Below are 21,201 nucleotides of genomic sequence, written 5' to 3'. Positions count from 1 at the left end.
CAGATTTAAAAGACTAGCTAATTTAGCTAGTCTTTTTATTTTGTTTTAACAAGGTATAAGCTATCTGCGTATAATGTATTGTAGACTTAAAATTCTCATAGGTATAGGAAATAAACAAATGGTTCACAATGACATAGTGGAGGTGTAGAATAATGAACGGAAAAAATCATGATACAGTTTGCTTAGTTTGCAATCAAAGAACAGTTAAAGGTATTACAATTTTTTTTTCATTGATATGTCAACACTGTGAAAAAGATATTACAGAAATAAATTTATCCAATCAGCAATATGATGATATTTTAAATCAATTAAAGAAAATAGAAATTTATAAATAAACCTGAAGTCCTTTTTAAGGGCTTTTTTGCATGATGAAAAAGCTATTGCGAATTTGTTATAATAGACACAGTCTTGATTTATAAATGTGTAAGAGATAAAAGGAGATTATAAGTTTGGAACATCTACGAAGCAAACTGCCTTTATATGATTGCGTTTTAAATCATATCAATAAAAGGCCTCTATCTTATCATGTACCGGGACATAAGAGTGGTTATGTCTTTCCTAAAGGTGTTGAAAAAGATTTTCTACAGTTCTTAAAATATGATTTAACAGAAATAACAGGCTTAGATGATTTGCATGAAGCAGAAGAAGCTATTCAAGACTCTCAGATATTAGCTGCCAACTTATACGGGGTAGATCAAACATATTTTTTAGTGAATGGCTCTACTGTGGGCAACTTAGCTGCAATATTATCTCTTTGTGAAGAAGGAGATAGTATTATTGTGCAAAGGGATTCGCATAAGTCAATCTTTAATGCAATTAATTTAGCAAAAGCCAATGCTATCTTTGTTTCTCCTGAAGTTGATTTGATTTCAAAATTAACGGTAGGTATAAATATTGAAGATATCAAACAAGCCCTTAAAGTCGCTCCTAGTTCGGTAAAAGCAATTGTCTTAACAAATCCTACTTATTACGGTGTTTCAACTGACTTAGCTCCGATTGTTTCATTGGCACACAAACATTCTATTCCGGTTGTTGTGGATGAAGCTCACGGCGCTCATTTTATTTTAGGAGCTCCTTTTCCAAAGTCAGCTACAGAGTTTGGTGCAGATATTGTTATCCAATCCGCTCATAAGACACTGCCAGCAATGACAATGGGCTCATATTTACATGTGAAAGGAAACTTTATTAATAAAAATAGATTATCTTATCTTTTGGGTGCTTTACAATCTAGTAGTCCATCTTATCCTATTATGGTTTCTTTAGATATTGCACGTTATTATGTAGAGTGTTTAAAAAATGAAGGTACAGCAAAAATTAAAGCTAATTTAAAAGGATTTTATAACGAATTAAATCAGATTGATACCCTTTCTATTGTAGAGTTAAATCAGGAGGGGAATCTTAAGGTTGATTTATTAAAACTCATCTTATCATCTACGCGACTCACTGGTTATGAGCTTCAGGCAGCTTTAGAAGCGGAAGGAATATATACAGAGCTAGCAGATCCTTTGTATGTTTTATTAGTGCTACCTTTATCATCATCATTTGATTTTAGTGATACGTTATTGCGAATCAAAAAAGCAGTTGGATTAAGTGCACAAGGTGGGTTTGTAAAAGATATGATTCATACTCTTTACTACCCTGAAAAAATTACACATAAAATATATACTCATAAAAATGAAACCGAGATAGTTTCACTAGATACCGCTGTAGGAAAGATATGTGCGGAAACCATTATACCTTACCCACCAGGCATTCCACTGCTGTTAGAAGGTGAAGAGATTTCATTACATCATTTAAAGTATTTAAAGCAAACCTTATCTTTTAAAGGTAAAATACAAGGAAGTACAAATATAAGACATGGGTTCATTCGTGTGTTTAAGTAAAAGGGGAATTGCAATGCAAAAGGGAATTTTTATTACATTTGAAGGGCCTGAGGGTGCTGGAAAGACGACAGTTATTCAAATGGTTGAAAATATGTTAAAAGAAAAAGGAATAGATGTTGTTCTGACAAGGGAACCAGGTGGTATTTCAATCGCAGAGCAAATTCGTGAAGTTATTTTAAGTCCTAAAAACAAAGAAATGGACGGTAGAACAGAAGCTCTTTTATATGCGGCAGCTAGAAGGCAACACTTAGTTGAAAAAGTTATTCCCATGCTAGAACAGGGTAAAGTTGTTATATGTGATCGATTCATTGATAGTTCTCTTGCATATCAAGGGTACGCGAGAGGTTTAGGCATTGAAGAAGTATTGGGGATTAATCAATTTGCTATTGATCACCTTATGCCAGATTTAACTTTTTATTTAGATATTAGACCTGAAATAGGATTACAGCGAATAGAAAAAGGTCGTAGTCATGAAATTAATCGTTTAGATTTAGAGAAAATCGACTTTCATTATAAAGTAAGAGAAGGGTATAAACTTTTATTAAATCAATTTCCAAATCGTATCAAAGAAGTTAATGCTGAGCAAAGCGTTGATGATGTATACAACGATATATGTGATGTGTTAAGAGGATTTTTGTAAGCAAATAATTCTTGATATAATAAAGTAAATAAGTTCATAATGAGGTGCATATTCATGAAATTAGTAATTGCAGTTATACAAGATTCAGATAGTACAAAGTTGTTAAACGCATTAGTTGAAAAAGGTTTCCGCTCAACAAAATTATCTAGTTCAGGCGGTTTTTTAAAATCTGGAAATACAACCATTATGATTGGAACAGAAGACGAAAAAGTTCAAACGGTGTTAGATATTATCAAAGGTGAATGTCAAAGTCGTAATCAATTTATTTCTCCAGTTTCTCCAATGGGTGGTAATGCAGATTCATATATTCCTTATCCAGTGGAAGTAGAAGTTGGAGGAGCAACGGTATTTGTGTTGCCAATTGACCAATTTCATCAATTTTAAAAAATTGCCTTACAATTGAAGTAGAAAGTGTGATGAAATGAATAAAAAGTGGGGAGAGCTAGAAGGTGTCCAACCAACTGCTCTTAGAATGTTAAAAAACAGTATTGTGAAAGATAGAGTAGCTCATGCTTACCTGCTTGAAGGAAGTAAAGGAACTGGAAAAAAGGAGATTAGCTTTTTATTTGCAAAACGATTATTTTGCTTAAATCCTCATGAACATGAACCATGCTATGAATGTATTAACTGTAAAAGAATTGATTCTGGTAATCATCCGGATGTACATTTTATTGAGCCAGATGGCTTATCAATTAAAAAAGAACAAGTACAATATTTACAAGCTGAATTCACAAAAACTGGTGTTGAATCCAATAAGAAGTTATATATTATTAATCATGTTGATAAGATGACAGTAAGTGCCTCTAATAGTTTATTAAAGTTTTTAGAAGAGCCAACGGATGGTACATATGCAATCTTGTTAACAGAGACTATTCAGAAGCTGTTGGATACAATTATATCTAGATGTCAGGTTATTTCTCTTCGTTCTTTAACAGAAAAACAATTAGCCGAACAACTAATGAACCATAACCTTTCCAGAGCAGATGCAACGCTGATGCCATACTTAACAAATAGTATTACAGAAGCAATTGAATTAAGTGAAGATGAATGGTTTGGACTTGCAAGAAAGTTAGTGATACAATTATATGAAGTGTTAACAACTAGACCTCAACAAGCGCTTCTCTTTATTCACGAAAAATGGGTACCTCATTTTAAAGAAAAAGAACAAGCTCATATTGGGTTAAATTTACTAATGCTTCTGTATCGCGATGTTTTAACGTTGCAAGTAGAAGAAGAGCCAATGCTTATTTATTTTTATAAAGAAGATCATTTAAAATCTCATGCACTTCAAGCTACTCAACAAAAAATTATTGCAAAGATTGAAGTCATTTTAAGAGCTAAAAATAAATTAAATTCAAATATGAATATACAGTTATTGATGGAACAGCTGGTGTTGGATTTGCAGGAGGGATAAAAGCTTGTATGATGTAGTAGGTGTTCGCTTTAAAAAAGCGGGTAAAATATATTATTTTGATCCTGGTGATTTAACAATACCAGATGGGGAGTTTGTTATTGTTGAAACAATCCGTGGTGTTGAATTTGGTAGGGTTGTTATTAATAAAAAGCAAGTCAGTGAACATGATGTTGTTCTCCCACTAAAAAAAGTCATTCGTATTGCAGAGCCTAAAGACAAGCTCATTGTTGAGGAAAACAAACAAGCTGCTAGCGAAGCATATGGTGTATGTGTTCAAAAGATTCAGGCACATAACCTAGATATGAAGCTAGTAGATGTAGAATATACATTTGACCGTAATAAGGTAATCTTTTATTTCACAGCAGATGGACGTATCGACTTCAGAGAATTAGTAAAGGATTTAGCAGCCATCTTCCGTACACGTATTGAATTACGTCAAATTGGTGTTAGAGATGAAGCGAAACTTCTTGGTGGTATTGGTCCTTGTGGAAGAATGCTTTGTTGCTCAACTTTCTTAGGAGATTTTGAGCCAGTGTCAATTAAAATGGCAAAAGACCAAAACTTATCGTTAAATCCTACAAAAATTTCAGGGTTATGTGGTCGTCTCATGTGCTGTCTTAAATACGAAAATGATGAATACGAAACAGCGAAAGAGCAGCTTCCTGATATTGGATCTACCATTAAAACACCTGAAGGTTCAGGTCGTGTAATAGGTCTAAATATTTTAGAGCGTATTATACAGGTAGAATTATCAAATCGTGAGCAAATCTTAGAGTATACATTAGATGAAATTATTAATGAAGGTGCTGTTTCGTTTCAAGCCACAGATTAACGAGGTGGGTAAAGGTGGATAAAAAAGAGATTTTTGATTCGGTTACAAATATGGAGGAACAAATTGGTCACTTATACAAACAATTAGGAGACTTAAAAGAGTATTTAGCTGAACTAATTGAAGAAAATCATCACTTACAGATTGAAAATGACCATTTGCGCCGCCGCCTTGACCAAACCAATTTGGAAACAAAGCCCAAAAGTCATAATCAAAAGGTAAGTAGTCAAACAAAAGTACAAAAGCAGATAGATATCGGAGAAGGATACGATAATCTAGCTAGATTGTATCAAGAAGGCTTCCATATTTGTAACATTCATTATGGTAGCGTCCGTCAAGATGGGGATTGTTTGTTTTGCTTATCATTTTTAAATAAAAAATAACAAAGCCTCTCCACAAGGAGAGGCTGCTTTTGTATAAGGAGAAATGGAACATGGTTCAATTATATGAAGATGAACGACTTGATTATCTATTAGCGGACGAAAGTATGCGCATTATTCAAAGTCATTCTGTCTTTTCATTTTCATTAGATGCTGTTTTGCTATCAAACTTTGCGTATGTACCTATAAAAAAAGGGAATATCATTGATTTATGTACAGGGAACGGAGTTATACCTTTATTTTTATCAAAGCGAACAAATGCTAAGATTACGGGTGTAGAAATTCAAGAGCGTTTAGCTAGCATGGCCACTAGAAGTGTTGATTACAATAACTTAAATGATCAAATTAACATTGTTCTAGGCGATTTGAAGGACATGCCACAGAAATTAGGACATGGAAAGTATGATGTAGTAACATGTAACCCTCCTTATTTTCCTACTCCTAAAGTTGATGAGCAAAATAAAAATGAGCATTATGCAATTGCTAGGCATGAAATTCATTGTAATCTAGAAGATGTGATTCGTGTAAGTAGTCAACTAGTAAAGCAAGGGGGAAAGGTCTCAATTGTACATCGACCAGGTCGACTTGTTGATATCATTACGTTAATGAGGGCATACCGTTTAGAGCCAAAACGCTTACAGTTTATCTATCCGAAGAAACATAAAGAAGCTAACACCATTTTAATTGAAGGAATTAAAGATGGTAATGCAGACTTAAAAATCCTTCCACCACTCGTTGTTTATAAGGAAGACAATGAATATACAAACGAGCTAAAGGAAATTTTGTATGGAACAAACTAAGCATTATTTTTACGTATTAGAATGTAAAGACCAAAGCTATTATGCAGGATACACAAATAATTTGAATAAGCGTTTAGCCGTTCATAATAGTGGCAAAGGTGCTAAATATACTAAAAGTCGTTTACCAGTTGTACTTTTATGGCATGAAGAGTACGAAACTAAAATTGAAGCCATGAAAAAAGAATACTGGTTTAAACAGTTAAGCCGTAGACAGAAAGAACAATATATCCTAAAGGAGCAGAAGAAAAGTAATGAACTCACAAAAAAGTTATGAAGGAATTGAAGACAAAGGAGTATTATATCTAATTCCAACACCTATTGGTAACCTAGAAGATATGACATTTCGCGCAATTCGATTATTAAAAGAAGTAGATTATATTGCTGCAGAAGATACAAGGCATACAAAGAAGCTGTGTAACCATTTTGAGATTGGGACACCAATCGTTAGCTATCATGATCATAATAAAGAAACGAAAACCGAGAGGCTTATTCAAGATTTAGAAAAAGGTCTTAAAATTGGTCTTGTGAGTGATGCTGGTATGCCATGTATCTCTGATCCAGGATATGAATTAGTAAGAGAAGCGACCAACAAAGGTTATACTGTTATTCCTTTACCAGGTGCGAATGCTGCGTTGACAGCTTTGATTGCTTCTGGACTACCTACTTATGAATTCTATTTTTACGGTTTTTTAAATCGAAATAAAAAAAGTAAAAAGGAGGAACTTCAACTTTTATCTATAAAAAAAGAAACGATGGTTTTCTATGAAGCACCTCATCGTTTAAAAGAGACGTTAAAATTGATGTTTGAAGCCTTTGGAAACCGAGAGATTGTACTATGCAGAGAGTTAACAAAGCGTTATGAAGAGTTTTTAAGAGGAACTATTGAAGAAGCAATAATTTGGGCTAACGAAACAGAACTTAGAGGAGAATTTTGTTTCATTGTTTCAGGAACAACTGAAGACATTATAGAAGATAAAGAAGCTTGGTGGACAGAGTTAACAATTATTGAACACGTGAACTATTATATAAATGATCAGCAATTTAGTAATAAGGATGCTATCAAACAAGTAGCAAAAGATCGTAATCAATCAAAAAGAGAGATATATAGTGAATATCATGTGAACTAAAAAAGCTGTCGTTAGACAGCTTTTTTTAGTTTGAAGATTGTAGATTATTTTCAAGTTCTTTCATAATTTGTTCTGCACCTTCACGGCTTAAAATTAGCTTACCACCAGCTAATTGAATATTTTCATCTGAAACTTCACCAGTTACTTGGCAAGTCATGTTTGGTTTATATTTCTTTAAAATGATACGCTCTTCATCAACATAAATTTCTAACGCATCTTTTTCAGCAATCCCTAATGTACGACGTAATTCAATTGGAATTACTACACGTCCTAACTCATCAACTTTACGAACAATACCTGTAGATTTCATCTTATTTTCCCCTCTCACCTTTTAGTTTTCTATGTTATTACTTTCGTCATTATTCGACAAATTCAACGTACTTTTATAATACCAACGTTTCCAAAACTAGTCAATCATTTTGTATGTAAAAAAATGTAGATGGAAATAAAAAAATATAAAAACACTTATATAAAAAGGGTTTGTGAAGAATACCAATAATATCTTTAGGTAGTATATTGAAAAAAATAACATAATAAATTTGATATAAAGATGATTGAATTCAAGCTTTTTTAATCAAAAATTCATTTTTCGACAAAATAAGACAAAAACTACTTTTTTTAGAGTTCATCCAAAAAGTAATAAGGTATTTTATCTATAAAAGAGGCAAAAATGGTAGAAGTAAATAGCATTTATTTAAATTTCTAATGTCTTTAGCTAGATGGTTTTCAAAACGTCCTAGAAAATAGTATTATAGAAGATAGAATAAATAGTTGATTTTATTTTTGCTCGAAATACAAAATACTGTATTTGGGAAGTGTTTAAACGGATTTTGGAGGTTATACAGATGGGAAATAATACGTTTTACATTACCACGCCAATTTATTATCCAAGTGGTAAATTACATATAGGACATGCGTATACAACAGTTGCAGGGGATGCAATGGCTCGTTATAAGCGATTAAGAGGATTCGATGTTCGTTATTTAACGGGTACGGATGAGCATGGGCAAAAAATTCAGCGCAAAGCAGAAGAAGAAAATGTGACTCCTCAGCAGTATGTAGATAATATTGTAGCAGGGATTAAAGACTTATGGGGGAAAATGGACATCTCCTATGATGACTTTATTCGCACCACAGAATCTAGACATAAAGAGGTTGTTGATAGAATCTTCAATCGTTTACTGGAGCAAGGTGATATTTATCTAGATGAATACGAAGGCTGGTATTCAGTTCCTGACGAAACTTACTATACGGAACTTCAATTAGTAGATCCAATTATTGAAGATGGAAAAGTAGTGGGAGGAAAAAGTCCAGACAGTGGGCATCCAGTGGAATTAGTAAGAGAAGAATCTTATTTCTTTAAAATGGGTAAATATGCAGATCGTTTATTAGCTTTTTATGAAGAAAATCCAACCTTTATTCAACCGGAATCTCGTAAAAATGAGATGATTAATAATTTCATTAAGCCAGGATTAGAAGACTTGGCTGTTTCACGCACAACCTTTGATTGGGGTATTAAAGTTCCAGGGAATCCCAAGCACGTTATTTATGTATGGGTTGATGCATTATCAAACTATATTACAGCATTAGGATACGGCACTGAAAATGACGAATTATACAAAAAGTACTGGCCTGCTAACGTTCATCTTGTAGGAAAGGAAATTGTTCGTTTCCATACAATTTATTGGCCAATTATTTTAATGGCATTAGATTTACCTCTTCCAAAGAAAGTCTTTGCACACGGATGGTTATTAATGAAAGATGGTAAAATGTCTAAGTCAAAAGGGAACGTCGTTGATCCAGTAACATTAATTGATCGCTACGGCTTAGATGCTTTACGCTATTATTTATTAAGAGAAGTCCCTTTCGGTTCGGACGGAGTGTTCACACCTGAAGCATTTGTAGAGCGTATTAATTTTGATTTAGCAAACGATCTTGGTAATTTAGTTAACCGTACAGTAGCAATGATTAATAAGTACTTTGATGGTGTCATTCCTATGTATGAGGGGAATGTAACAGAGTTTGATGCTCAGCTTGTGCAAGCTCAAAAAGATATGGTGAAAAAATACGAAGAATCCATGGAAAATATGGAGTTCTCAGTGGCATTATCAGCGATTTGGCAGTATGTAAGTCGTACAAATAAATACATTGATGAAACAAAGCCTTGGACCCTGGCTAAGGATGAAGAGAAGCGTAATGAATTAGCTTCAGTAATGGTACACTTAGCAGAAGCTATCCGTCATACAGCTGTTCTCCTACAACCATTCTTAACGAGAACACCAGAAAAAATCTTTTCACAGATTGGTGTGAAAGAAGATGTGTTAAAGAGTTGGGAAAGTATTGAAACGTTTAACATGCTTCGTGAAGGTACAAAAGTAGAAAAAGGTGAACCAATGTTCCCACGTCTAGATCGTGAAGAAGAAATTACATTTATTAAAGAAAAAATGTTAAGTTCATTGCCAGCACAGGAAGAGAAAAAAGAAGAGGTTCAGCCAGAACAAAGTGAAGAAATTAGTTTAGATGACTTCTTAAAGGTTGATTTACGCGTAGCAGAAATTATTCATGCTGAGCCTGTAAAGAAAGCAGATAAGCTATTGAAAATCCAGCTAGACTTAGGCTATGAAAAACGTCAAGTTGTATCAGGCATTGCTAAATTTTATAAGCCAGAGGAACTCATTGGCCGTAAAGTCATCTGTATTGTGAATTTAAAGCCAGTAAAATTACGTGGAGAACTTTCACAAGGAATGATTTTAGCGGGTGAGGATGCTAATGGCTTATCACTTGCAGAGGTTGACCAATCTTTAAGCAACGGAACTAAAGTAAAATAATAAGATAAGGGGGCGTTTCACGTGGAACACGGGAAAGCCCTCTTTTATTTCGTAAATGAAAGGAGCACTAATATGTTATTTGATACACATGTACATTTAAATGCAGACCAATTTAATGATGATTTAGAGGATGTTATTGAAAGAGCAAAAGAGCGCAATGTAGAAAAGATGGTCGTGGTTGGGTTTGATGAACCAACCATTAATCGAGCGATGGAACTTGTTGAAAAGTATGATTTTATGTATGCTAGCGTTGGTTGGCATCCCGTAGATGCTATTGATATGAAAGATGAACATTTAACTTGGATTGAAGAACTAGCAGCACATTCTAAAGTGGTGGCTATTGGAGAGATGGGATTAGATTATCATTGGGACAAGTCACCTAAAGATATACAAAAAGAAGTATTTCGTAGACAAATTCGTTTAGCGAGAAAAGTAAATCTTCCAATCATTATTCATAATCGTGATGCAACAGAAGACGTCATAACCATTTTAAAGGAAGAGTCAGTGGAAGAAGTTGGTGGTATCATGCACTGCTTTACTGGGAGCATTGAAGTTGCTAAACAGTGTATGGATATGAATATGTACATCTCATTTGGTGGACCTGTCACGTTTAAGAATGCGAAGAAGCCAAAAGAGGTAGCAGCTGAAATTCCACTTGATAAATTATTAATAGAAACAGATTGTCCATATTTGACACCTCACCCTTATCGAGGAAAGAGAAATGAACCAGCATATGTCTCATACGTAGCAGAACAGATTGCGGAATTAAAAGGTATTAGCTACGATGAATTAGCAAAGCATACTACTGAAAATGCGCTAAAATTATTCCGAATTAATGACTAAATGTTTAACATATCTATTGGTTTAAAACAATGTTAAAATAAAAAGTATTAAATGGAATAACACTTGCAGAGGGCCTTGCAATCCTCTGCCTTTTTTCAGTTGATTTCATACTGATAGGTTAGAAGCAAAATGAAGAGAGAAAGACTTCATTTTTGAGGAGGTTCATAATGAAGATTAAAGAAATAATTGTGGTTGAAGGTAGGGATGACACTGTTACAATTCGTCGAGCAGTACAAGCTGATACAATTGAGACGAACGGTTCAGCCGTAAACGATGAAACCATTGAAAAGATAAAGCTAGCACAACAAACGAGAGGCGTTATTATCTTTACAGATCCTGATTATCCGGGTCAGCGTATTCGTAATATTGTTTCAGAAAAAGTTCCGGGATGTAAGCATGCATTTTTGTCAAAAGAACAAGCAAAAGGTAAAAATGGAAAAGGTATAGGCGTTGAGCATGCGTCTATTGAAGATATTAGACAAGCTTTACAAGACGTGAAACAAGAATGGCAAGGAATCGATGAACAAATTACACAAGAGGATTTAATTGTTGCTCGCTTAATAGGTGATAGTGAAGCAAAAAGTAGGCGTGAGAGAATAGGTAAATCTTTGAAAATTGGTTATGCAAACGGAAAACAGCTACACAAAAGACTAAAAATGTTTCAAATTTCAAAAGATGAGTTTATCAAAGCCGTTCAGAAAATTAATCAGGAGGAACAAAAATCGTGACAAAAGATATTGCAACCCCAACTCGTACGAAAGAAATTTTAAAGAAATACGGATTTACGTTTAAAAAGAGCTTAGGACAAAACTTTTTAATTGATACTAATATTTTAAATCGTATTGTTGACCATGCTGAGTTGACAGATGAGACAGGAGCTATTGAGATTGGTCCTGGGATTGGGGCTCTAACTGAGCAATTGGCAAAGCGCGCAAAAAAAGTATTGGCTTTTGAAATCGACCAACGCCTGTTACCCATTTTAGCTGACACGCTTTCACCTTATCCGCACGCTAAAGTCATTCACCAAGACGTACTTAAAGCCAACTTGAAAGAGACTTTAGCACAAGAGTTTGAAGGTATTGAAGACTTAATGGTAGTAGCAAACTTACCTTATTATGTTACAACTCCAATTCTAATGAAGTTGCTAGAGGAGCAGATTCCTGTTCGAGGAATTGTTGTTATGCTACAAAAAGAAGTAGCTGACCGTATCGCAGCAAAGCCAGGGACAAAAGATTATGGTTCTCTTTCTATTGCTATTCAATACTATACGGAAGCTGAAACAGTTATGGTCGTCCCCAAAACGGTATTTAACCCTCAACCAAATGTTGATTCAGCTGTTATTCGCTTAATTCGACGTAATGAACCAGCCGTAAAGGTTGAAAATGATGCATTCTTCTTCAAAGTTGTCAGAGCAAGTTTTGGTCAAAGACGTAAAACCATCTTAAATAATCTAGTGAATAATTTACCTAATGGAAAAGCAAATAAAGCTGCGATTGAACAAGCTCTTTCAGAAGCTTCAGTTGATCCAAAAAGAAGAGGAGAAACATTATCAATTGAAGAGTTTGGTAAGTTAAGCGATGAGCTAGGAAAATCGTTCGCATAGAATAATCACCTTTTTGCTTCGTGTTCATAGGCTATGAAGAGAGTTGAATATTTAGCTTTTAAGTAGTAAAGACGGAGTGAAGTTTATGAATATCAAAATTGGTGATATTGTAACACGTCCTTCTTATGATCGCGATTTGTTATTTCGCGTAATCGCGGTTAATGAAGGAGAGGAACAATATGCAACATTAATTGGAGAAGATGTCCGCCTTATTGCTGATGCTCCTTTATCCGATTTAGAAGTTGTAGATGTTCAAGAGCAACAGCGACGAAAAGAACAAGAAAAGCAACTGTTAGAGAGGTCTCTAAAGCTGTTACGTCAAGATTACGACCTCATTCGAGAAAAAGCCGAATATGGTATGACAAATGGGTATAATCATTCACACCGCCTTTTTCAGATGCCAGGCAAGGTGCTACATGTAGATGGAGACCCTAACTATTTACAGAAATGTTTAGCAGTGTATGAAAAGATAGGCGTTCCTGTATATGGTGTACATTGTACAGAATCGGAAATGCCAAATAAAATAAGCGCCTTATTAGAAGAAGTGAGGCCTGATATTTTAGTATTAACTGGACATGATGCCTATTCAAAGTCAAAAGGTAATAAAAATGATTTATTAGCCTATCGCCACTCTAAATATTATGTAAAAACGGTATACGAGGCAAGACGTAAAATTGCAAATCTAGATCAGCTTGTGATTTTTGCCGGCGCTTGTCAATCTCACTTCGAACAGCTAATACAAGCAGGTGCAAATTTTGCAAGTTCACCATCCAGAGTGAACATTCATGCTCTAGATCCTGTATATGTTGTAGCAAAGTTAAGTTTTACGCCTTTTAATGATCGTATTAACGTGTGGGATGTATTGCGTAATACATTAACAGGTGCAAAGGGGTTAGGTGGAATAGAAACCAGAGGACTTTTACGAACAGGTATGCCTTATGAAGCGGAATAATGAGTATAAGTCTGTTATGCAAAAGAGGATTTTAACCTTTTGTATAGCAGTTTTTTTATCTATATCTATATCATAGGTGAATTTATGTGCTATACATTTCTTTTATAAGAATTATTTTAAATAAATGTAAAACTTATACATATTGTAAGTTTGTTTGCACAAAATATAAAGGAAATGTAGATTTATGTAGAAAATTATTTGTTGACATCATTAGACATACATTGTTATAATTTTATGTTTTTGACTTTTTTATCTTTTTGTGTTACACTACGTATAGTGAGGTGGACCAATATGGCGAAAACTTTATCTGATATTAAGCAAGCGCTGGATTTGCACCTAGGTCAACGATTGACTTTAAAAGCAAACGGTGGACGAAGAAAAACGGTAGAGCGTTCAGGAGTCTTAACTGAAACGTATCCTTCTGTTTTTATTGTGGAGCTAGATCAAGAAGAAAACTCTTTAGAGCGAGTTTCTTATAGCTATGCCGACGTGTTAACTGAAACGGTTGAGCTAAAGTTTTTTTAAACCAAAAGTAATATAGTACGTAGCGGTGAGCAGTGGACGTTTTTGGTTTACTGCTTTTTTTATTGGGCTTTTTTTCAAAACATACTCTCTCTTTGGTGATTTATACTATAAGTACGGTTTGAGGTGTTTTAAAGGAGGCTTTACTAAATGAGCAGACGTCGAGGCGTTATGTCAATGAAATGTAAAGAGGAATTGGCTAAAGAACTTGATTTTTATGATGTTGTAAAAAGCCATGGATGGGGTGCTATTCATTCCAAGGATGCAGGTAACATGGTAAAGCGTGCCGTAGAGATAGCGAAAGAACAGTTGGCTAAGTCTTAGGTAGTAAACATGTTCTACGTGCTTTTTTAGAATAAAGGAATGAGGATCCGAAGTGGAAATCACTTCGGCTTTTTAGTGGTTTTTATACTTTTATACACTGTTTATGTAAAGATATATAAACCTTCCCATTTTGTGATAAAATAACTTTACAATTGATTAGATGAAGTAGGTGAAAGATTTATGAAGTTAATGGTTAAGGCACCAGCTAAAATAAACTTGTCCCTTGATGTGTTACATAAGCGTACGGATGGTTATCATGAAGTTAAGATGGTCATGACAACAATTGATTTAGCAGACCGTATTGAGCTTTCGGAGCGTGAAGATGGTCGAATCGTTATTTATTCACATAATCGTTTTGTTCCTGATGATCAGCGGAATTTAGCATATCAAGCTGCACAGCTGCTTAAAAAGCGTTGCAAAGTGGACAAGGGTGTCAATATCTTAATTGATAAGCAAATCCCTGTAGCGGCTGGTTTAGCAGGAGGAAGCAGTGATGCAGCAGCTACCCTTAGAGGGCTGAACCAATTGTGGGACTTAGGTTTGTCTCTAGACATGCTTGCAGAGCTTGGAGCAGAAATTGGGTCTGACGTATCGTTTTGTGTGTATGGTGGCACAGCCCTTGCAACAGGAAGAGGAGAAGTAATTGAACATATTGAAGCACCTCCAAACTGCTGGGTGATTTTAGCAAAGCCAGAAATAGGTGTATCAACAGCAGATGTATATCGCAATTTAAAGGTGCAAAATGTGAGTCATCCTAATGTAGAAGGGATGATTGAAGCAATCGAAGCAGGAAATTATAGGGAAATGTGTAAATGTGTAGGGAATGTATTAGAAGAAGTAACGTTAAAGATGCATCCGGAAGTTTTATTAATTAAAGAACAAATGAAGCGATTTGGAGCAGATGCAGTTCTCATGAGCGGTAGCGGACCAACGGTTTTTGGACTTGTACAGCATGATTCTCGTATGCACCGTATTTATAACGGCTTACGAGGTTTCTGTGATAAGGTATACGCTGTCCGGCTTATTGGAGAACGAATAACGCTTGAATAAATACGTATATTAGTGTTATATTTATAATAAAATATTCGGATTTTAGGGAGGAAGTTATGAAGTTTCGACGTAGTGGACGTTTAATTGATATGACGAATTATTTCATTCAAAACCCTCAGCGCCTTATTCCTCTGACATATTTTGCAGATAAATATAACTCTGCAAAATCATCTATAAGTGAAGATATGGCGATTATAAAGCAAACTTTTGAACAACAAGGTATTGGTACGCTTGTTACTTTACCAGGGGCAGCTGGTGGCGTAAAATTTATGCCAAAGATGTCAAATGAAGAAGCAAGTCAACTTGTTGAAGAGTTATGTGGGATGATTGAAAAACCAGAGCGACTATTACCCGGTGGATATTTATATCTCACAGATATTTTAGGAGACCCTCGTGTTGTAAATAAGATTGGTCGTCTATACGCATCTTTATTTGCTAATCGCAAAATCGATGTAGTTATGACTGTGGCAACAAAAGGAATTCCAGTTGCTTATGCAGTAGCACAATACTTAGATGTACCGGTTGTGGTAGTAAGAAGAGATAGTAAAGTAACTGAAGGTTCAACGGTAAGTATTAATTACGTATCCGGTTCTTCAAAGCGTATTCAAACCATGCTGTTAGCCAAGAGAAGCCTAGCTGTAGGGTCGAACGTTTTAATTATTGATGATTTTATGAAAGCAGGCGGAACAGTTAATGGGATGATTAGCTTGCTTGAAGAGTTTGATGCAACAGTTGCGGGAATTGGAGTTTTAGTTGAATCAGAAGACATTGAAGAGCGTCTAGTAGATGAATACATCTCTCTTGTACAACTGAAAGATGTTAACATAAAAGAGAAACATATCAGCGTACAGGAAGGGAACTATTTAAAATATATTTAAGGTTGGGGGAGGAAGTAATCATGTTACAAGTTCAAACAAAGCAAGCGCCACAGGCTATTGGACCTTATTCTCAGGGAATTGTTGTTAATAATTTATTTTACAGTTCAGGGCAAATTCCTTTACGTCCAGATGGAACGCTAGTTGAAGGGGATATTAAAACACAAACTGAACAAGTATTTCAAAACCTTAAAGCAGTTTTAGAAGAAGCTGGTGCTTCACTGAATACGGTAGTAAAAGCAACTGTATTTATTAAGGATATGGATAATTTTGCTGACCTTAATGAAGTATATGCACAATACTTTGGTGATCATAAACCTGCGCGTTCATGTGTAGAAGTAGCAAGGTTACCAAAAGATGTTTTGGTTGAAATTGAAGTAGTTGCGCTAGTAAAAGGATAAATTAACTAACTAAAACCAAATTATTTCCAATTGTTCACTTTTTTTGCGAAAATTTTCTAAAAACTTTTCTGTAGAAGCAGGAAAAACAAAAATTCCGTGGAATTTATGTAGTAAAGCTTCGCATAGGAAAAGGTGGTGAACAAAATGGAAGTAACTGACGTTAGATTACGCCGCGTAAACACTGAAGGACGTATGAGAGCGATTGCTTCAATCACATTAGATGGTGAATTTGTTGTTCATGATATTCGAGTGATTGATGGTAATAACGGCTTGTTTGTAGCAATGCCAAGTAAACGTACACCTGATGGTGAGTTCCGCGATATTGCACATCCAATTAATTCTAATACTCGCGGAAAAATTCAAGATGCTGTTTTAGCAGAGTATCATCGATTAGGTGAACTAGAAATTGAATTTGAAGAAGCGGGTGCTTCATAACATATGATAGATTAAAAGCCTACTTGACGGTAGGCTTTTTATTTTGTCCGTCTCTTCTATCCATAAACTTTCTTCATTATAAAAATTTAACAAAATTTTAAAATAAAATGAATGACTTTCGAATGATTTCTTGAAATGAGGTCATTTTTGATATAATATTCTTAATGGATAAAAAGGTAAAATTGGAGGCCTGTTATGTCAAAAAGATATGCAGTCATATTGGCAGCTGGTCAGGGTACACGTATGAAGTCATCTTTATATAAAGTGTTACACCCTGTGTGTGGAAAACCAATGGTACAACATGTAATCGACCAAGTGTCAAATGTTTCATTAAGTAAATTAATTACTGTTGTAGGCCATGGTGCCGAAAAAGTGAAATCACATGTTGGAGATAAAAGCTTATTTGCTTTGCAAGAAGAGCAATTAGGAACAGCTCATGCAGTCATGCAAGCAGAATCTTTACTTGCACATGAAAAGGGTACGACAATTGTTGTTTGTGGTGATACGCCACTTATTACAACGGAAACAATCGAAGCGTTGCTCAAGCATCACGAAGAGACAAATGCAAAAGCAACAATTTTAACAGCTCATGCTCAAGATCCAACTGGATATGGGCGAATTATTCGCAATAGCTCTGCCTCAGTTGAAAAGATAGTTGAGCACAAGGATGCAACTGAACAAGAGAGAGCAGTAAAAGAAATTAATACAGGTACGTATTGCTTTGATAATGAAAAGCTATTTGAGACGCTTTCAAAAGTATCAAATAACAATGTTCAAGGTGAGTATTACTTGCCGGATGTGATTGAGATTTTGAAAAATGAAGGGGAAATCATTTCAGCTTATCAAACAAGTGACTTTGCTGAAACATTAGGTGTAAATGATCGCTTTGCGCTTTCACAAGCAGAAGAAACAATGAAGAAACGTATTAATAAGAAACATATGTTAAATGGGGTAACAATCATTGACCCATCTAACACATATATTTCAGCAGATACAGTCATTGGACGCGATACGGTTATTTATCCAGGAACAGTAATTCAAGGTGCTGTATCCATCGGTGAAAACTGTGAAATCGGACCTAACAGCGAAATCAAAGATTGCCAAATCGGACATAATACATCTATTCGCCATTCAGTCGCTCATAATAGTGAAATTGGTCAATCCGTAACGATTGGACCATTCGCGCATATTCGTCCACAATCTATGATTGATGATGAAGTAAGAATAGGAAATTTTGTCGAGATTAAGAAAGCATCATTTGGTAAAGGAAGTAAAGCTTCACATTTAAGTTATATTGGGGATGCAGAAGTAGGTCAGAATGTAAACTTGGGGTGCGGATCAATTACCGTTAATTACGATGGGAAAAACAAATTCTTAACTAAGATTCAAGATGGTGCATTTGTTGGTTGCAATTCAAATTTAATTGCACCAGTAACGATTGGAGAAGGCGCTTATGTAGCCGCTGGATCTACCGTTACAGACGATGTGCCGGGTAAAGCTTTATCAATTGCTCGTGCAAAACAAGTTAATAAAGAGAACTACGCTGAAAAGCTTGATATTAATAAAAAATCCTAACGGAGGTTTTACAACAAAATGCCAAATGTATATGCTGATGAAAATTTGAAATTGTTTACGTTAAATTCTAATAAGGCTTTAGCTGAACAAATTGCTAAGGTGATTGGTGTTGAATTAGGAAAGTGTTCTGTAGATCGCTTTAGCGACGGAGAAGTTCAAATTAATATTGAAGAAAGTATTCGTGGTTGCGATGTATTTATTATTCAATCAACAAGTGCCCCTGTTAACGAACATTTAATGGAGTTACTTATTATGATTGATGCTTTAAAACGTGCATCTGCTAAAACAATTAACATCGTAATTCCCTACTACGGTTACGCTCGCCAAGACCGTAAAGCACGTGCTCGTGAGCCAATCACAGCTAAATTAACAGCAAACCTTATTGAAAAAGCTGGTGCGACTCGTATCATCACATTAGATCTGCATGCTCCACAAATTCAAGGTTTCTTTGACATTCCAATTGATCATTTAGTAGGTGTTCCAATCTTAGGTGAATACTTTAAGAGTAAAAACCTTGATGACGTTGTCATCGTGTCTCCAGACCACGGTGGTGTAACACGCGCACGTCGTTTAGCAGAACGTTTAAAAGCACCAATTGCTATTATTGATAAGCGTCGTCCACGTCCAAACGTTGCGGAAGTAATGAACATTGTTGGTCAAGTAGAAGGCAAAACGGCAATTTTAATTGACGATATGATCGATACAGCTGGTACCATTACATTGGCAGCAAATGCACTTATTGAGTCAGGTGCAAAAGAAGTATATGCATGTTGTACACATCCAGTCCTATCAGGACCTGCAATTGAGCGCATCCAAAATTCTAAAATTAAAGAATTAGCAGTTACAAACTCGATTGCACTAACAGAAGAAAAGAAAATTGACAAAGTAACAGAGCTTTCAGTTGCTCCTTTAATGGCTGAAGCAATCATTCGTGTTCATGAAGAGGAATCAGTGAGCACACTATTCGATTAATTTGTTGAAAAGAAGCTTCTCTCCTTGTGAGAGAAGCTTCTTTTTTATTGTAATCATAGCACTAATACAAATTAATTTGATTTTGAGGTTTAATCATTTTCTAATTAGGGTACATTTTAATATAGAAAACATACTGGAAGGTGAAGAATATGAGTATTTCAATTCAGGCAAAAGAAAGAACGAGCTTTCAAAACTCTGTAAATAGAAAAATTCGTGAAGAGGGTAATTTTCCAGCAGTTGTTTATGGTAATAAAGTAGAACCTACGTCAATTTACTTAAATAGCGCTGAGTTTATTAAAACAATTCGCGAAGCAGGTCGAAATGGCGTATTAACGTTACATGTAGGCAAGAACAAACATTCAGTTATCTTGCATGAAATTCAAACTGATCCATTAAAAAACGAAATTGTACACGCGGATTTCCAAGTTGTTGATATGTCTGTAGAAATTGAGTCTACGGTTACTTTATCGTTAGTTGGGGAAGCTAAAGGTACAAAAGAAGGCGGCGTGTTACAGCAGTCCCTATACGAAGTAACAGTGCAAGGTTTACCGCAGGATATTCCATCATCAATTGATGTAGACGTAACTGAGTTGGGGGTTAACGATGTATTAACCCTACAAGATGTAAAAGTAGATGGTAAAATTGAAATTACACAAAGTCTTGAAGAGCCAGTTGCTTCAGTACTACCTCCACAACAAGAAGAATTACCTGATAGTGGAGAACAACAAGGTGATGAAGAAAATCAAGAAGTAGAAGCAACAGAACAAAAAGACAAAGAATAATACAAAGGCGTAACCAAAAGGTTACGCCTTTTATGATGAATTGATTATAATAAGAAGGGTAGAGTGTTTAAAGAGAAAGGAGCATTTCGTTGAAATTAATTGTTGGATTGGGTAACCCTGGAAAAGAATATGATCAAACACGTCATAACATCGGTTTTATGACAATTGACGAACTTGCAGATTACTTTGATATTAAGTTGGATCGCACAAAATTTAATGGACTTTATGGCATGGGAATGGTGCGAGGAGAAAAAGTTCTTTTATTAAAGCCATTAACATATATGAACCTCTCGGGAGAAAGCATTCGTCCGCTGATGGAATATTATGACATCGATGTGGAAGATTTGCTTGTTATTTATGATGACTTGGATTTGCCTTGTGGAAAAATACGCTTGCGAACAAAAGGCAGTGCAGGTGGTCATAATGGAATTAAATCAATTATTCAGCACTTAAAAACACAAGAATTCAACCGTGTTCGCATTGGCATTGATCGTCCTAAAAATGGCATGAAAGTTGTAGACTATGTACTTGGAAGGTTTACATCTGAAGAGATGATTGAAATGAATGGAGCCATGGAGAAATCGGTTAAAGCTAGTGAAGAGTGGTTATCTAAACCGTTCTTAGAAGTAATGAATCGATATAATTAACAGGAATAAAGCTCTCTCTAAATGCTAATACTAACAATAAAACATTTAGGAGGGCTTTATTCTGTCTATTCATTATTTCTGTAGACATTGTCATGCAAAAGTCGGTATGATAGAAGGGAAAGAATATAGCACAGAAAAACTAGGCTTTCATCATTTGACAGCTGATGAAAGGCAAGAGCTAGTTCAATACCAAGCGAATGGCGATTTAATTGTCAAAACAATTTGTGAAGATTGCCAGGAGGCTTTAGATCGAAACCCAGACTATCATCAGTATGAAACATTTATACAATAAAAAGCTTTGGTTATAGGGACTGACCCC

General features: G+C 35.1%; 27 protein-coding genes. 26 read left to right on the top strand and 1 reads right to left on the bottom strand.

Translation table 11 applies throughout. The annotated features are described in order from the left end of the window. Window positions 1-152 precede the first annotated feature (152 nt). The 10 genes from BFL01S_RS11760 (at window position 153) to rsmI (ending at window position 7,073) form a co-directional block, all read left to right on the top strand. A complete protein-coding gene (locus BFL01S_RS11760) occupies window positions 153-335 on the top strand; it encodes a sigma factor G inhibitor Gin (RefSeq protein WP_061785787.1) in 183 nt (60 codons plus the stop codon). A gap of 114 nt (window positions 336-449) precedes the next feature. Further along, window positions 450-1,883 carry an aminotransferase class I/II-fold pyridoxal phosphate-dependent enzyme gene (locus BFL01S_RS11755; RefSeq protein WP_061785786.1) on the top strand — a complete coding sequence of 478 codons (1,434 nt, stop codon included), beginning with the start codon at window positions 450-452 and terminating at the stop codon, window positions 1,881-1,883. Between the two features lie 13 nt (window positions 1,884-1,896). Then, on the top strand, window positions 1,897-2,523 hold the full coding sequence (gene tmk / locus BFL01S_RS11750; protein ID WP_025909805.1) for a dTMP kinase: 627 nt from the start codon (window positions 1,897-1,899) through the stop codon (window positions 2,521-2,523). A gap of 54 nt (window positions 2,524-2,577) precedes the next feature. After that, window positions 2,578-2,907: a cyclic di-AMP receptor DarA gene (gene darA, locus BFL01S_RS11745; protein ID WP_061785785.1), complete on the top strand. Its 330-nt coding sequence runs from the start codon at window positions 2,578-2,580 to the stop codon at window positions 2,905-2,907. Window positions 2,908-2,944: 37 nt separating this feature from the next. Then, on the top strand, window positions 2,945-3,937 hold the full coding sequence (gene holB, locus BFL01S_RS11740) for a DNA polymerase III subunit delta' (protein ID WP_061785784.1): 993 nt from the start codon (window positions 2,945-2,947) through the stop codon (window positions 3,935-3,937). 4 nt (window positions 3,938-3,941) lie between these two features. Continuing rightward, entirely contained in the window at window positions 3,942-4,769 is an 828-nt protein-coding gene (locus BFL01S_RS11735) for a PSP1 domain-containing protein (RefSeq protein ID WP_025909808.1), read from the top strand. Between the two features lie 14 nt (window positions 4,770-4,783). Next, the gene (yabA, locus tag BFL01S_RS11730; protein ID WP_025909809.1) at window positions 4,784-5,149 is read left to right on the top strand and encodes a DNA replication initiation control protein YabA; all 366 of its coding nucleotides are present in this window, start codon (window positions 4,784-4,786) and stop codon (window positions 5,147-5,149) included. 50 nt (window positions 5,150-5,199) lie between these two features. Beyond that, window positions 5,200-5,946, top strand: coding sequence for a tRNA1(Val) (adenine(37)-N6)-methyltransferase (locus tag BFL01S_RS11725; protein ID WP_061785783.1), 747 nt, complete (start codon window positions 5,200-5,202; stop codon window positions 5,944-5,946). After that, window positions 5,933-6,220, top strand: a complete 288-nt coding sequence (locus BFL01S_RS11720; RefSeq protein ID WP_025909811.1) for a GIY-YIG nuclease family protein — start codon at window positions 5,933-5,935, stop codon at window positions 6,218-6,220. Before BFL01S_RS11725 ends, BFL01S_RS11720 begins: the two co-directional genes overlap by 14 nt. Further along, window positions 6,198-7,073 carry a 16S rRNA (cytidine(1402)-2'-O)-methyltransferase gene (gene rsmI, locus BFL01S_RS11715; protein WP_025909812.1) on the top strand — a complete coding sequence of 292 codons (876 nt, stop codon included), beginning with the start codon at window positions 6,198-6,200 and terminating at the stop codon, window positions 7,071-7,073. Before BFL01S_RS11720 ends, rsmI begins: the two co-directional genes overlap by 23 nt. A 25-nt stretch (window positions 7,074-7,098) precedes the next feature. On the opposite strand, the gene abrB is transcribed toward rsmI, so the two are convergent. After that, window positions 7,099-7,383 carry a transition state genes transcriptional regulator AbrB gene (abrB, locus tag BFL01S_RS11710; RefSeq protein WP_025909813.1) on the bottom strand — a complete coding sequence of 95 codons (285 nt, stop codon included), beginning with the start codon at window positions 7,381-7,383 and terminating at the stop codon, window positions 7,099-7,101. A 505-nt stretch (window positions 7,384-7,888) separates the two neighbouring features. Here abrB and metG point away from each other — a divergent pair. From metG to fin, 16 genes are all read left to right on the top strand, one after another. Continuing rightward, a complete protein-coding gene (gene metG / locus BFL01S_RS11705) occupies window positions 7,889-9,901 on the top strand; it encodes a methionine--tRNA ligase (protein WP_268873890.1) in 2,013 nt (670 codons plus the stop codon). Window positions 9,902-9,973: 72 nt separating this feature from the next. After that, window positions 9,974-10,744, top strand: coding sequence for a TatD family hydrolase (locus tag BFL01S_RS11700; RefSeq protein WP_061785781.1), 771 nt, complete (start codon window positions 9,974-9,976; stop codon window positions 10,742-10,744). Window positions 10,745-10,911: 167 nt separating this feature from the next. Next, window positions 10,912-11,472, top strand: coding sequence for a ribonuclease M5 (gene rnmV / locus BFL01S_RS11695; RefSeq protein WP_025909816.1), 561 nt, complete (start codon window positions 10,912-10,914; stop codon window positions 11,470-11,472). Further along, window positions 11,469-12,347, top strand: a complete 879-nt coding sequence (rsmA, locus tag BFL01S_RS11690; RefSeq protein ID WP_061785780.1) for a 16S rRNA (adenine(1518)-N(6)/adenine(1519)-N(6))-dimethyltransferase RsmA — start codon at window positions 11,469-11,471, stop codon at window positions 12,345-12,347. The genes rnmV and rsmA overlap by 4 nt, the downstream gene beginning before the upstream one ends. Before the next feature lie 85 nt (window positions 12,348-12,432). Further along, window positions 12,433-13,299 carry a sporulation peptidase YabG gene (gene yabG / locus BFL01S_RS11685; RefSeq protein WP_061785779.1) on the top strand — a complete coding sequence of 289 codons (867 nt, stop codon included), beginning with the start codon at window positions 12,433-12,435 and terminating at the stop codon, window positions 13,297-13,299. 291 nt (window positions 13,300-13,590) lie between these two features. Next, window positions 13,591-13,824, top strand: a complete 234-nt coding sequence (veg, locus tag BFL01S_RS11680; protein WP_025909819.1) for a biofilm formation stimulator Veg — start codon at window positions 13,591-13,593, stop codon at window positions 13,822-13,824. Window positions 13,825-13,971: 147 nt separating this feature from the next. Next, window positions 13,972-14,145 (top strand): alpha/beta-type small acid-soluble spore protein, encoded by a 174-nt coding sequence (locus tag BFL01S_RS11675; protein ID WP_025909820.1) that lies wholly within the window; start codon window positions 13,972-13,974, stop codon window positions 14,143-14,145. A 180-nt stretch (window positions 14,146-14,325) separates the two neighbouring features. Continuing rightward, complete coding sequence (gene ispE, locus BFL01S_RS11670) at window positions 14,326-15,195, top strand: 4-(cytidine 5'-diphospho)-2-C-methyl-D-erythritol kinase (protein WP_061785778.1); 870 nt, start codon at window positions 14,326-14,328, stop codon at window positions 15,193-15,195. 56 nt (window positions 15,196-15,251) lie between these two features. Beyond that, window positions 15,252-16,073, top strand: coding sequence for a pur operon repressor (gene purR / locus BFL01S_RS11665; protein WP_025909822.1), 822 nt, complete (start codon window positions 15,252-15,254; stop codon window positions 16,071-16,073). Between the two features lie 20 nt (window positions 16,074-16,093). Beyond that, entirely contained in the window at window positions 16,094-16,471 is a 378-nt protein-coding gene (locus BFL01S_RS11660; protein ID WP_025909823.1) for a RidA family protein, read from the top strand. A gap of 144 nt (window positions 16,472-16,615) precedes the next feature. Continuing rightward, complete coding sequence (spoVG, locus tag BFL01S_RS11655) at window positions 16,616-16,906, top strand: septation regulator SpoVG (protein WP_025909824.1); 291 nt, start codon at window positions 16,616-16,618, stop codon at window positions 16,904-16,906. A 195-nt stretch (window positions 16,907-17,101) separates the two neighbouring features. Beyond that, complete coding sequence (glmU, locus tag BFL01S_RS11650; RefSeq protein ID WP_025909825.1) at window positions 17,102-18,481, top strand: bifunctional UDP-N-acetylglucosamine diphosphorylase/glucosamine-1-phosphate N-acetyltransferase GlmU; 1,380 nt, start codon at window positions 17,102-17,104, stop codon at window positions 18,479-18,481. Window positions 18,482-18,499: 18 nt separating this feature from the next. Continuing rightward, entirely contained in the window at window positions 18,500-19,453 is a 954-nt protein-coding gene (locus BFL01S_RS11645) for a ribose-phosphate diphosphokinase (protein ID WP_025909826.1), read from the top strand. 149 nt (window positions 19,454-19,602) lie between these two features. After that, a complete protein-coding gene (locus BFL01S_RS11640; protein WP_025909827.1) occupies window positions 19,603-20,235 on the top strand; it encodes a 50S ribosomal protein L25/general stress protein Ctc in 633 nt (210 codons plus the stop codon). A gap of 89 nt (window positions 20,236-20,324) precedes the next feature. Beyond that, the gene (gene pth / locus BFL01S_RS11635) at window positions 20,325-20,882 is read left to right on the top strand and encodes an aminoacyl-tRNA hydrolase (RefSeq protein ID WP_025909828.1); all 558 of its coding nucleotides are present in this window, start codon (window positions 20,325-20,327) and stop codon (window positions 20,880-20,882) included. Window positions 20,883-20,943: 61 nt separating this feature from the next. Continuing rightward, window positions 20,944-21,174 (top strand): anti-sigma-F factor Fin, encoded by a 231-nt coding sequence (gene fin / locus BFL01S_RS11630; RefSeq protein ID WP_025909829.1) that lies wholly within the window; start codon window positions 20,944-20,946, stop codon window positions 21,172-21,174. Window positions 21,175-21,201: the final 27 nt, after the last annotated feature.

It is taken from the genome of Priestia flexa NBRC 15715, assembly GCF_001591565.1.
In the GTDB taxonomy this organism is placed as follows: domain Bacteria; phylum Bacillota; class Bacilli; order Bacillales; family Bacillaceae_H; genus Priestia; species Priestia flexa.
The sequence above is the reverse complement of the archived record's forward strand: the minus strand, read 5'-3'. Positions and strand labels throughout refer to the sequence as shown.